Origin of the sequence: Pseudobacteroides sp., assembly GCF_036567765.1 — a bacterium.
Classification (GTDB): domain Bacteria; phylum Bacillota; class Clostridia; order Acetivibrionales; family DSM-2933; genus Pseudobacteroides.
Genome location: NZ_DATCTU010000033.1, coordinates 122,677 through 135,578 on the forward strand (window position 1 = coordinate 122,677; position 12,902 = coordinate 135,578).

General features: G+C 38.0%; 12 protein-coding genes. 6 read left to right on the forward strand and 6 right to left on the reverse strand.

Annotated elements, in window-relative coordinates:
* Positions 1-180: 180 nt before the first annotated feature.
* Complete coding sequence (locus VIO64_RS06090; RefSeq protein WP_331916201.1) at positions 181-1,479, forward strand: cellulase family glycosylhydrolase; 1,299 nt, start codon at positions 181-183, stop codon at positions 1,477-1,479.
* A gap of 59 nt (positions 1,480-1,538) precedes the next feature.
* On the opposite strand, the gene VIO64_RS06095 is transcribed toward VIO64_RS06090, so the two are convergent.
* Positions 1,539-2,417 carry a 4Fe-4S binding protein gene (locus VIO64_RS06095; protein ID WP_331916203.1) on the reverse strand — a complete coding sequence of 293 codons (879 nt, stop codon included), beginning with the start codon at positions 2,415-2,417 and terminating at the stop codon, positions 1,539-1,541.
* Positions 2,410-2,544 carry a CD1871A family CXXC motif-containing protein gene (locus VIO64_RS06100; RefSeq protein WP_331916205.1) on the reverse strand — a complete coding sequence of 45 codons (135 nt, stop codon included), beginning with the start codon at positions 2,542-2,544 and terminating at the stop codon, positions 2,410-2,412. The genes VIO64_RS06095 and VIO64_RS06100 overlap by 8 nt, the downstream gene beginning before the upstream one ends.
* A 241-nt stretch (positions 2,545-2,785) precedes the next feature.
* Here VIO64_RS06100 and VIO64_RS06105 point away from each other — a divergent pair, with 241 nt between their 5' ends.
* Genes VIO64_RS06105 through VIO64_RS06115 form a run of 3 tightly spaced genes read left to right on the forward strand, consistent with a single transcriptional unit; the run spans position 2,786 to position 4,149 of the window.
* A complete protein-coding gene (locus VIO64_RS06105; RefSeq protein WP_331916207.1) occupies positions 2,786-3,268 on the forward strand; it encodes a hypothetical protein in 483 nt (160 codons plus the stop codon).
* A 38-nt stretch (positions 3,269-3,306) separates the two neighbouring features.
* Positions 3,307-3,666 (forward strand): RNA polymerase sigma factor, encoded by a 360-nt coding sequence (locus tag VIO64_RS06110; protein ID WP_331916209.1) that lies wholly within the window; start codon positions 3,307-3,309, stop codon positions 3,664-3,666.
* 57 nt (positions 3,667-3,723) lie between these two features.
* Positions 3,724-4,149: a DUF3795 domain-containing protein gene (locus tag VIO64_RS06115; protein WP_331916211.1), complete on the forward strand. Its 426-nt coding sequence runs from the start codon at positions 3,724-3,726 to the stop codon at positions 4,147-4,149.
* Positions 4,150-4,261: 112 nt separating this feature from the next.
* Here the strand turns inward: VIO64_RS06115 and VIO64_RS06120 are convergent, their stop codons facing one another.
* Genes VIO64_RS06120 through VIO64_RS06135 form a run of 4 tightly spaced genes read right to left on the reverse strand, consistent with a single transcriptional unit; the run spans position 4,262 to position 11,074 of the window.
* Positions 4,262-5,545 carry a Wadjet anti-phage system protein JetD domain-containing protein gene (locus VIO64_RS06120; protein WP_331916213.1) on the reverse strand — a complete coding sequence of 428 codons (1,284 nt, stop codon included), beginning with the start codon at positions 5,543-5,545 and terminating at the stop codon, positions 4,262-4,264.
* Between the two features lie 3 nt (positions 5,546-5,548).
* Positions 5,549-8,959 (reverse strand): ATP-binding protein, encoded by a 3,411-nt coding sequence (locus VIO64_RS06125; protein WP_331916215.1) that lies wholly within the window; start codon positions 8,957-8,959, stop codon positions 5,549-5,551.
* Positions 8,956-9,645: a DUF4194 domain-containing protein gene (locus VIO64_RS06130; RefSeq protein ID WP_331916217.1), complete on the reverse strand. Its 690-nt coding sequence runs from the start codon at positions 9,643-9,645 to the stop codon at positions 8,956-8,958. Before VIO64_RS06130 ends, VIO64_RS06125 begins: the two co-directional genes overlap by 4 nt.
* Positions 9,626-11,074 carry a Wadjet anti-phage system protein JetA family protein gene (locus VIO64_RS06135; RefSeq protein WP_331916219.1) on the reverse strand — a complete coding sequence of 483 codons (1,449 nt, stop codon included), beginning with the start codon at positions 11,072-11,074 and terminating at the stop codon, positions 9,626-9,628. Before VIO64_RS06135 ends, VIO64_RS06130 begins: the two co-directional genes overlap by 20 nt.
* Positions 11,075-11,304: 230 nt before the next feature.
* On the opposite strand from VIO64_RS06135, the gene VIO64_RS06140 reads away from it, so the two are divergent.
* A complete protein-coding gene (locus VIO64_RS06140) occupies positions 11,305-12,117 on the forward strand; it encodes a hypothetical protein (RefSeq protein ID WP_331916221.1) in 813 nt (270 codons plus the stop codon).
* A gap of 80 nt (positions 12,118-12,197) precedes the next feature.
* Positions 12,198-12,830, forward strand: a complete 633-nt coding sequence (locus VIO64_RS06145; RefSeq protein ID WP_331916223.1) for an RICIN domain-containing protein — start codon at positions 12,198-12,200, stop codon at positions 12,828-12,830.
* Positions 12,831-12,902 lie beyond the last annotated feature (72 nt).

The following is a 12,902-nucleotide window of genomic DNA, read 5'->3' on the forward strand; positions in this document are numbered from 1 at the left end:
AATAATATTACATTGAGCTGTAGTCAATATGCACATTCTATGCACTTAATTTCTCGTTAAATTCTCCAAAAACATTGATATAGGGGTATAAAGCGTTTATCAATCGTATTTATGCAGAGTGCGGTTATTATTCGCAGAGTATACTTATTACTTATTTTAATTTATGAAAGGGGAAAAATTATGAAAAAGGAAAGAGGAATTAAAAAAGTTTTAAAAAGGAACAGCTTGCCGCTACTGCTTGCAATGGCCCTTATAGTTTCTGTATTTCTGGCTGTTCCTCCTTTGAAGGCATCTGCAGGAGGAGATGTTGTTTCTGCAAATGGAAGGCTTAAGGTAGTGGGGACACAGCTATGCAACCAGGCTGGCCAGCCCATTCAGTTAAAGGGCGTAAGCTCTGCAGGTCTTCAATATTATGGAGACTACATGAATATAAACAGTATCAAATGGCTAAGGGATGACTGGGGCATTACTGTTATTAGAGCAGCACTGTACACCGCGGAAAAGGGATATATAACAAATCCGTCTTATAAGGAAAAGGTTAAGGAAATAGTAAATGCAGCAACTGAGCTTGGAATATATGTAATAATCGACTGGCATATTCTTTCCGATGGTGACCCAAACACCTATAAGGCTCAAGCAAAAGAATTCTTTGCAGAAATGTCAAGCCTATATAAAAACCACAAAAATGTTATATATGAAATTTGTAATGAGCCCAACAAGGTACAGTGGTCATCTAGCATAAAGCCTTATGCAAATGAAGTGATTCCTGTGATAAGGGCAAATGATCCTGAAAGCGTTATTTTGGTAGGAACAGGTAACTGGAGTCAGGATGTGGATGCTGCCGCTAATGATCCCCTTTCTTTCTCAAACATACAATATGTTTGCCACTTCTATGCAGGAACACACAAGCAGTTTTTAAGAGACAAAATAAATACTGCTTTAAGTAAGGGCTGCGGTGTTTTTGTTTCTGAGTGGGGAACAAGCCTTGCTTCCGGTACTGGAGGGGTATTTGTGGAAGAAACCAAAACCTGGATTGATTTTCTCAACAGCAAAAAAATAAGCTGGGTTAACTGGTCGCTGTGTCCGAAAGCTGAAACCTCCGCAATACTAAATGCAGGAGCAAGCACACAGGGAGGATGGACCAGCAGCGACCTAACCCAGTCAGGTAATCTGGTGAAATCACTTATGGGGGGAGGAATTCCATCAACTGCTCCCACCAACACACCCACCCATACACCGACTAAATCACCAACCAATACTCCAACCAGCACTCCTACACCAACCAAAGCCAACACAGTAATTGAGGATATAAACGGCGACAGGGCTGTTAATATGGTGGATGTAATTCTTATTGCAAATAGCTTCAATGCGACTTTACAAGATAGCAAATACAATAGAAAATGTGATTTGAACAATGATGGAGCTATAAACATGACAGATGTAATCATGCTGGCTATTAGATTTAATTATACATACTGATAGAGAAAGCGGGTATCTGCCGGTTTGGCAGGTACCTGCTTTTTAGGTTTCATTACAATTTAAATGTTTACATCGTGAAGCTTATCACATTTGGAATTTGAATTGAGCTCATGATTTCCGAAATAGGACTTAATGGCACCTGCAGGGCAGTTTTTCTTGCAGTTCCCGCATCGTATGCACTCAAGACCGTTAGGGTTTTCATAGATTGTATGATCTACAGGGCATTTGCTTTTGCAGCTTCCACAGCGTGTGCATTTCGATTTGGAAACTTCCATTCTATAAAAGCTGATCTTATTGAATACCGAATAAATGGCTCCTAAAGGGCAAACAACTCTACAAAAAGGCCTTTTGGACGCCATAGACAGAATGATAACACCTATAAGTAATGCCATTTTCCATGTAAACAAAAGTCCCAGGGTCGATCTGATTCTTTCATTTGCTATAGCCAGTGGAATGCCTGCTTCCAAGGTGCCTGCCGGACAAATGAACTTACAAAAATATGGAGAACCTGAACCAATATCAAAGCTTATATATAGTGCAGGAAGTAAAATAACGGTCACAAGCAGTATAACATATTTGAGCTTTTCAAAGAGCTTGTGAATTTTTATTTTTTTAAATGGTGTCTTATACAGTATATCTTGAAAAAATCCGAAGGGGCAAATCCAACCACATACGGCCCTGCCTATAAGGGTACCTATAAATATCAAAATCCCTGCAATATATAGAGAAAATTTGAATCTAATATCAAGGGCAATAGCCTGCATGGATCCGATAGGACATGAACCCACTGCCCCAGGACATGAATAGCAGTTTAGCCCAGGGAAGCAGATTTTTTTCAGATTTCCGGTATAAATAGTTCCTTCCAAAAAGCCCTTTAAATAAGAATTACCCAATAAGAGGGAAGTAATCTGAAACCAGTATCTTTTAATTTTAACCAATTCCTATACACTCCAGACATATTAAGACTGCTTTGCGAAACACCTGCTTCACTTCTCCGCGTAAAACAGCGTAAGCTATAAACGCTGTTGATATGATAAGAAGACTTATTCTTATTCGGTTTTTCATATATGATCTCCTGTCAGTTAATGCCTGTATAAATATGATTGATGTATGGTTATTAGAATTTTTGTTTAGTGTTATGATACTTTTACTTGATTATATTTTAACTTATTTTTTGAAGTTTGTCTTTACATGATTTTGACTCTGTAAAGTGGCAAAGGAAGACGGGTAAGAATTTTGTTGTAAATTGTAATTTTATGGTGTAGAATTTTATTATGTTTTTATTTTTAATTAACGGAGGGTTAAAATGAGCGATTTTAACACAGACTTTGAGCCGAATTCACCAGGTGGATTTGATCAGAACAGCAGCGGCTTGAATATGGTGGAAGAAACACGTGGTAATTTGTTTTTAGGATTTATTGGAGGTCTGGCTGCTGCACTTATAAGTGCAGGCGTATGGGCATTTATAACAGTCATTACTGGCTATAGGATTGGATTAATAGCTATTGGAATAGGCTTCCTGGTTGGAATGTGTGTAAGGGTTCTAGGTAAAGGCAATGCACCAATATATGGGATTATGGGTGCGGCTTTAGCCTTTCTGGGCTGCTTCTTGGGAAACATTTTTTCGTATTACGGAGCAATTTCAAATGAGTTTAATATAACAATGTCAGAGGCTTATAAAATGATAGGACTTTTTGATGTGCTTAAATTAGGGTTTAAGGTAATGGATTTGCTGTTCTATGGATTTGCCATATATGAAGGATTTAAATTCTCAATTGTCAACAGATAATGTGGTAAGAAGCTTGGAGGATTACTGAGGGGGAAAATATGACTGGAAAGCTTGAGACTTTACTTGAATCTGACTATGAGAGATTTTACTCCATCGCATTCAGGATGACAGGAAATCATCATGATACCCAGGACATACTGCAAAATTCCTTTATGAAGGCTTTTAAGAATATTGATAAATTCCGCGGCGGCTCTAAGCTTTCAACTTGGATATACAGAATTATTATAAATGAATCAAATCAATTTTTTTCAAGAATAAATGCACTTCCAATAACATGTATTACCAATCGTGAAGGGATAACAGAAGAGGTTTTCTTTGAGAGACTAAAGACTCTGCCGTCTTTTGATGACGAACTAATCGTAGATGAAATGAGAGAAAAGTGTCTAAGAAGTGAGTAAACCAAAAGAGCCATTAACATATAAAGTGTTAAGCCAAAAACATTGGAGGTCATGATTATGTGTGAAAAGATTGTTGCCCCATGCGGCATTGATTGTTTTAACTGTGAAATGTACGAGAAAAATGTAACACAGGAATTTCAGGAACGGCTTTCTTTGGCTACAGGAATACCAAAGGATAAGATTGTCTGTAAGGGCTGCAAGGATGGAAATATATGTTTGTTTCTAAGCATCAGGAATCAAAAGTGCTCCACCTTGGAGTGCGTTAAGTCCAAGGGCGTGGATTACTGCTTTCAATGCAATGAGTTTCCGTGTGAGTACCTTATGCCCATAGCGGATGGGGCTTCCAAGTATCCCCATAACTTCAAGCTCTACAACCTGTGCACCATTAAGAGAATCGGACTTGAAGCCTTTTGTGAAAAAGCCGGAGATATCAGGAAGACATATTTCAGTAAACAGATGAATATAGGAGAAGGCGGAAAGTAAGAGATGGATTTTAAATAATCTAAATAAAAAGGGAACTCTAAAGCCTTTGATGAGTTTAGAGTTCCTTATCTAATGAGTGTTAAGGAAGATTACTAGTTTTATAAAATAAAGCTCATCTTAATAGCAAAAAGGCTTCTTGTTCCAAACGAATACCTTTATCCAACATATATTGCAAAGTGCTATAAAATTCAGAAAATTTCGTATTATTTAAAGCTTGCTCCAACTTGTTTCTGTAAGAAGGACTATAATTCTTACCGTATTGTTTCATGGATTCAAGAGTATTAGTGTCCATTAAGTAGGGTAAAAGTTCAGGTATAATATTTTCTTTTAATCTCATAAATATAGACAGACCACCAAGGTCGATGTCCCCCCAATGGTAGAACTTAGTCCCTTTTGCAGCATTTTGATAAATGAATTTAAAAAAACGGCCCCGGGAAGAACTGTAAAAGCCACCATGATATATAACTAGCTCATTTCTAGTTATTTCATTCTTGATATAATGCGAGAAATTAGATCGGTTTTCAATGAATAAAACCTTGGTAATATTTTGCATATTGAAATTAGTTATAATTTCTAAAGTATCTGAATTTATTGCAGCTCCCTGAGTAAATAGATTAAAATCCACATAGTTATCATTGAAGAGTAATATAATTGGGCCGCAAAATTCAAATATTTCAGGGTTTCTTAAAATTCCTACACTAAGTAGAATGTCTTCCTCTGCCATGCCTTCATCTTCCGTAATATAATAGGTGCTATATTTTTTTATGAATTTAATTAAGGTGCTGCGTATGTTGTTTTCAAAGTGCTTAGTATCACCATAACAGCGGAGGCTGAAAACCCTTTCCAATACTTCTTTATCAGAGCTCCAACATATTTCTTTGAGAGCCGTAGAAAATTCCTTTAAGCCATCGTAGGTTTTAGGGATGATTGGGTCAATTTTTTTGTTCTTTTCAATTTTTGAAAGAATATCCTCTAAAGCTGTAACAATCCAGCTTGTATTTGATTTTTCATGAGTCCCATTGTTAATTTTAGAAAGATCATTTATTAAAGATTCTATATTCTCGCAAAAGCACCTAAGAGATTGTAACTTTGACTCTTTACCTGTTATCGCATAGGCTAAATCAATATTTTCCAGATTGAGCCATACAGACGACATTACGTTCTTTTTATCGAATGGTTCCCAATCATACTCTATTAACTTCATTTCTTTAAGATCATAAATAGCAGAATGAATCAAATCCTTTTTTTCAAAGTCTTCGATATCGTATTCTTTCATATCTTTGGATTTTGGGCCAAGTTTTATCCTGACCCTGTGGTTACTAGCATTACCTATAGAGTGGGCACTTTTATTATAACGGTACAATAATTTTTCCAGGATATATTTTCTATAGTCCATTTTCTATTCCCCCTCAGTCATTTCAAATTCCTGAGCCATCCTGCTTCCTGCAAAAAACCTTGTAAAGGATTGCCGGCCCTTTTTGATAGCAACAATATTCCTGTCCACCAAAGGTGCAATGTCACCTATCTTTTCCGGAGGTGCAGACAATATGCACTGAAAACCGATGCTGCGTAGGAGTAGTATGCTTTCTCTTATTCTTTCCCCATCCATTTTGCTGAAGGCCTCATCAAATATTATGAGCCTTATGCAGTTCCAGTTCCGGTCATTAACATGGTAAAGCTGTGCGAAGGAAGCCAGCATTGCTATATAAAATGGAGTCTGGGTTTCTCCTCCGGACTTTTTGAGCAATGTTTTAGAGAGCCTCTGCCTGTTATTTTCCTGATCATAGGAATACATATCAAACCTTAAATAGGTCTTATAATCGGTGAAGAGCTTGATGTTCTTTTCCATTTCAAGCCTGGAATCTGCATCCATTCCGGTTCCGTAATCCATTATTTTTGAGAACAGCTCATCAATTACAGGCCCATGCTTTTCAATAAATACATGGGATGCGATATTATATCCGCTCATGAGCATTGGGTCAGTTATCATATCATAAAAAGGCTTATAATCAGGGTTGGGAATAACAGAGAAACTGAATTGCTCTGCTCCCCACCTGTGCTTTTTCAATGCATTATTAAGCTCTTTAATCCTCTCGGTAACGTCATCTATATTGGCCTTAAGCTCTGCCAAAAAGTGGCTTACAAACTGCTCATAGGCCATTGATTTGGCAGCTGTAATTTTTTCCAGATACTCGGGCAGTTTTTCTTCTCTAAGCTCTGCCAGGGTTTTATCATATTTTTGATTATCATGTGCACTGATGTCATAGCTGTAACCGTACTGGCGATTGTACTCAGAACGGAGGTTGTTGAGCAGCTCTCGATGCTTTTCCAATTGATTTCTGCGTATACCTACCTGGGACCTATAGTCTGCAATTATTGCATTAGGACTCTTTTTATTGGCCAGTTCTTCCTTAAACCTGGGCTCACCGACAGAGAATATCCATTCCTTCATATAGGAGGTTGTTATATACCGGTTTTTCATCTCAACTTGTAAGAGCTCATTAGGAAGCTGCAAGTCACGCATATTATCTATACGTTCCTTAAGAACTCCACATTTTGAGATGCATTCCCTCTCAAGGGTTTTATGTTCCTCAATTTCTGTTCCAAGCGAATTGATTTTTTCAGTTATGTCATGAATCCACGCCAGATCAAGCTGTGAAAGCTTGTCTAGTACCTCCTGCCTTCTTGATTGAAGATGGGGTATTGCCATTGACTCCTGAAGCTTCCTCTCATTATCTTGTGCTTCATTCTGGTTCATTGTATCAATATGCCGTATACCTTTAAACATTTCATGGGAAGACTTAACTAGCCTATAATCTTCTTCCAGCTCAGTCCTTTCCATTTCCAGCCTTGCAATCTGCTCCTGGATAGACTTTTTACCTATAAGGGGTTTTTGCCATAGGGAAGGGTTAATCTGACTAGCAACGAATCCCTGATAGAGCATTCCAGTATCGGTCACAGATCGATCATTCTTTCTCAGGTCTTCAACCCTGTCACATTTTATAACCCTTCCTAACAAAAAGTTCACATATGCACGAGCGTAGGGGTCATCTGTGACAATTTCCTCTGCAAGGCTGCCTTTTAGGTAAACAGGGTTTGATGAAAGTACCTTTTCTCCGTCAATAAGTCCAATATCATAAATGCCCATTTCAAACTTAATTTGCTCATAAAGCTTTAAGGCATCTGTATAATATTGAGGTGCTACTAATATGTACTGCTTTTGTCTGTTCATATATCCTTCGATTGTATTAACCCATCTTGTATCGGGGATTTCAAGGAGGTCTGCCAGTATATTGACGGCAACATCGTGCTTGTATTTAAGTGAAAGCCGAAGCTGAATTTCCTCCTTCAAAACCTGTACTGAACGGTCATATGGCTTGATATTCCTTTTGAGGGCACTTATCTTTTCTTCACATTCCATTAGGGCAAGGGATTTTGAATCCAATAGCTTGCCAAGCATATGGCCCAGATTGGAAAGTGATGTTTTAAATGAGTTCCCTGATTCCATAAGTTTATGGTATTGATCACTGCTCAGGCTTGAAAGGTTGTCCTCTCGTATATCCAGTAGTATTCCTATCTCATGCCTAAGGCCTGAAAGGTTTGTATAAAGCTGATCTAATTCATCGTTGATCATATCTTTGCTGGTCAGTCTTCCGACTTGCTGTAAAAGATTCTCGGTGTCTTCTGCGGCAGCACTCCAGTTAAGGCCGTATATATGAAACCGGTTTACCAGCTCATTTATGGTGCCTTCCAAAGACCGTATTTTTTCTTCTATTGTTTTCTTGTGGTTTTCCAAGGACTGCTGGTTCTGGTAAATGTTATCCTTTCCACGCTGCTCTATAAGAACGTCTCGGGCCGTGGATTTTTCCATGATATCCGCTGCAAGCTGTACTTGGATTGCTGCGGTTTTGGCATATTCATTTTCGGTGCCTTCAATACTTTGCTTTAGCTTTTCTATTTCCTGAAGATTTTTTTCCAGCTCTGACCGGTCAATGAGGAATTGATAGACTGCCAGCTTTTGCTTCTCATCCTCCAGTGTCCTGTAGGTATGGCTTATTTTTTCCAGGTCATCTATTCTGGATTTCATCAGGGTCGCTTCCTGCTCAAGTTTTCTGTAATGCCTTAAGTTCTCTTGCATGGCTGTTATATCCACATTGTTTTTTGCGTCACAGATATTGCTGGTGATAAACTCCTCGATGTCCACAATGGGAGAAAAGGATACAGCTTTTTTCAGAAGACTGAAGTAATTATCCCGAAGCCCCCCAAAAAGACTCTTTATCTTTGACTGATAGGTTCTTCCGCTTTCACTGAATTCAAAAAGGTTTTTGTCGAATGTCTTTCGGAGATAAACTTTCAGATCCTTAATGGAAAGAGGAGTATCATCAATTATAAATTTGTTATCAGGAATAGGCTCTTTCAGGATAAAATAAGTGTTTTCATCTTGCAGCGAGTAATTGCAATCAAATACAGCCCCTAAAGTAAGATAACGATTCTTCTCTGTGTCAAAAAACTCACATGCAACATAGCTTGAAAAGGGGCCCTCTCTTAGTGATAGAAAGCCTGTTTGGCCGTCATCGCCGTATTCTCCGCGGAGATAGCCTTTTAGTGTTCTTCGGGAGCGGTCATTGGCTGCTTTGTTAAAAAAGTGCTGTCCGTTTGTATCACCAAGAAGAACCAGCTGCATTGCATCAATTATTGTTGTTTTCCCGGCACCGGTTTTTCCGGTGAGGAAGTTTATATCATCAAAGTCTATAACTTCTACAGAATAGTAGTGCCAGTTAACCAGTAAAAGGCGGGTCAATTTTTTCATTGATCTTCCTCCCCTCTTATAACATCAGGCTCAAGCTCATCAAACTCATCTTGGGCACTTGTATTGGGTTGGTCGCCTGCATCAAAATTCTCTTGGAGGCTTGCAAATATCCTTCCTATAGAGTCGTTGGGAAGAACCATTAGTATTGACGGAAATATAATTAGCTTGCAGTCAGGCTCTGTCCAGTCACCGCTCAGTTTCTGTATTATATTAAACCTGGACAAAAGCTTGAAGGTGTCGGAAAGGTCCTTGTCCGAAGGCTTTCTTTTTAATGTATTAAAGGTCATTAAACGTGAAACAACATCATAGGTAGTGACCGGTATGGTTGATCGTAATGTTAGATTCTCTCGTTCTTCATCGTACAAAAGCCGCAATGTATATATAAACAGGGTCGTAATGCTGTTAAGATGAAGCCTATTGTACTCGTATTCACTTTCTATATGTATTACTCCTAAGTTTCTGTCCTTTAAAAGGTTCCAGCCTGCATAGGACAAGTATGTATTTATAATGTCGAAGTTTCGGTCAATGAAGCGGTATTCCGGATTGGATTTCATCATGCCTGTAGCTTCATCATAGGTATCACATACGGCAAAAGTCTTTGCTAAAAGGCTGTTTATGCATTTCCTGAACATGTTTTGCTCAGAAATGCTTAACTTTTCGAATTCTTCAATCCAAAGGTTTGTCATTTGTATCCTCTACTTTCCTGATAAATCTCATTTTAGGGTATTGGTAGCCTTCTTTTTCAACATATCCTTCCAGAAATTCCACATCATAAAATGTTCTTTTTTCTCCGGACTTCATTGAGGCCAAAAGCATAAGCACAAAGCTCTTGTCATCTGTTATACTGAGCTCATGGCTGTGCACAACCATACGGTCACCAAACTCCCTTTTCATATAATCCTCAATCTGCTTATGACTGTAAAGACTCTGAACACTCTTAAGAAAATCATCCAGATCCTTTTCAGGGTACTCAGTTTTGGCAATTTTAATTTTCTCAGGTGGCTCAATTGACCGTATCTTTCTGCTAGAGCGGCAGTATAAAGATCTTTCATCAATACAGCATTGCCTAAACAGATTTACAGCCGATGAGACAACCTCTTTTTTATCTTCATCCAGATCGTAATACTTCATTAATATGTCTGCAAGCTTGGTTTTCACGCTCTGGTCATAATTCAAAAGGTAAATCATTTTGTCTATTGAAGCCTTTGTATAGGCTGTGTTTTTAGATTGAATCTCCTGCATGAGCCTGTCGATTCCTTCAAATGTGTCATAGATTTCATATAGTTTTTGGGCTAGTTCTTCCATACCACTTTCAGGATCATTATACTGTCTTTCTCTCAATCCCAATGATACTATGCGTTTTCTAAGTTCTTCGTTGGATCGGATTTTATCAATCATGGTCATTATGGGTATTTTGAAACGCAGGACCGAATCTTTGGTTACCAAGGGATGAAATATTCTTTCATTAACTAATATCTGGTACCCTTCAAAGTGATCCTTCAAAATATCATTGGCTGCTATGGAGTTATTTAGGATCTGATGAAATCTTCGTATGTTATTAAGCAGTATCTTGAGGGAATCCAGAAGCAAATTGCAGTTCATATAGGCAGATTCCAGTGCTGTATACAAATAATCCTCCGAATCATCGCTTAAAACTGTCTTCAATGAGGAATAGGTGTTAAAAGCGTAGGATTTGTAAGCTTGTGTGTTCTCCTGTGTAATTGAATGCAAAAATTCAATCATGCTTACCGAATATGGAGGTATTGTAACAATCTCATCATAGGAACGCTGCTTGTATTCAACTTCAATCCAATGTGTATCCCGCAGCCTACGTAATATGAGATGAGCCATTGCTGACCATGTAATGGACTGAGGCTCCCCAATATTCATGTCTGACATATCCGATTCAGCTTCTTCCAGCTCTGCTTCTATATCGACGGGTATCATAAGATCCTCAAGGCACTCGGCAAACATATTTACAAGATTGTCTTTTTCTATATAAAGTTCATTCTTGAAGGCTTTTCGCAGCGACAGAAGTATTTCTACATAAACATTGCGGTTTTTTCCGGTCAGTATCCTGAAAAACTGGCCTGGTATTACATCAAAGACTTTCATATAACCTCCGGTTATAAGGTTTATTATGGCAATACATTATTATAATATATACCTCGGCTGAGGGGCAAGAAATAAAATGGGAGATGTTTAATTTGACAAGGGTTTAAGATTCATTTATAGTTAAATAGTCATTAGTATTTTAGTATTAATGAAACTACTTTTAGTATCACAAATTGAAAGTGATTGATATAAGGTCATTAACACTTTTAATATTATTGAGGGGGAGCAAAATGAAAAAATTTAGAATTGCAGGTGTTATTTTATTAGCAGCATGCCTTGCATTGTCTTCTATTGGATGCGGTGCCATAGACAAGGAAGAAGTAGGTAAGGGCGAGATTATCAGCAGCGATAAAACAGGTGAAAACACTGACAGCAAAAACGATGAGACACCAAGTGAAAAGCCGGAGGAGTCTTCAAGCAATGAACCAAGTGCAAAGCCAAGTGAAAAGGCTGATGACAGCACCGGTAAAAAGTTGGATTTAGGTAAAAATGAAGGTGACACATATAAGAACGAATTTTTCGGTTTGTCAATGAAGCTTCCTAAAGATTGGAAAGTTTCCAGCGATGAAGAGAAACAAAAAGTATTAAATGCAGGTAAAGAAGCAATTGCAGGTGATGACAAATCCAAGCAAACTCAGTTGGATTTAGCGGACTTAAAGTCAGTTTATTTGCTCATGGTTTCAAAGATTGGTATGACAAATCAATCATATGACAACGGCAATCTTATGATAATGGCTGAGAAACTTAGTCTTCTGCAGGGAGTAAACAAGGGAAGCCAATACCTTGAATATGTAAAAAAAGGATTAAAGGAATTAAATGGCCAAATGCCATATAAGCTTGATAAGGATGTGTATGAAGAAAAAATTGGCGGGAAGGTATTTTCGGTTTTGGAGACAGTTATTGAATCGCCGGACATAAAGCTTACTCAAAAATATTATGCATGTGTCTTAAAGGGTTATGCACTTGTCTTTATTACAACATCAACTAATAATGAAAATGATAAGATAATCAAAGGCATGTTGGATTCTGTAAAGTTTGAATAATTGAAAACGGCAGTTATTACTCAACCCTTCAATTATATTATCCGATATTATAAATGTATATTGATATTGGGGGGAGTCATATGTATATATTGAAGTGGCCAAAGAGTATGTCTGTGATCTTTGTGATCTGGGTGGTTGCCAATACTATGGGGAGTACGGTGGCTGCACCTGCATTAAATATTACAGCTAAGGGAATATCAAATCCAAGTGCCTCACAGGAGGTAAAAAAGGTTTATCATTATATGACGAACCTTAAGGGAAAAGGTGTGTTGTATACATACTACAAAATTGTTAACCGAAAAAGCGGTAAACTGTTGGATGTAAAAGGTGGATCTGGTTCAAATGGGGCCAATATCATACAATGGACTGATAAAAACAGTTATAACCAGCAGTGGAGATTTGAAAAAACAAGGGACGGCTATTATGAGCTGGTTAATCGAAAAAGCGGTTTGATTCTTGAGGTTTCAGGCAAGTCTGGTTCAAATGGGGCAAGCATTATACAGTGGAAGGATATAAACAGCCACAATCAACAATGGGAATATATAAATGTGGAAGGTGAATACTTTAAACTGGTAAACCGAAACAGCGGAAAGTACCTTGAGGTTAGCGGCGGCTCCAAAGCAAACGGAGGAAAGGTTATCCAGTGGGATGACAACGAAGGTATGCATCAGCAGTGGAAGCTTGTTAGGATTCAGCAGGTGGGAAAGGAATAATTGTAAAGCAAAGACAAAGGCTAAAACACTTATGATTTAGGTGTTCTAGCCTTATTTTATTAATGTTGAACT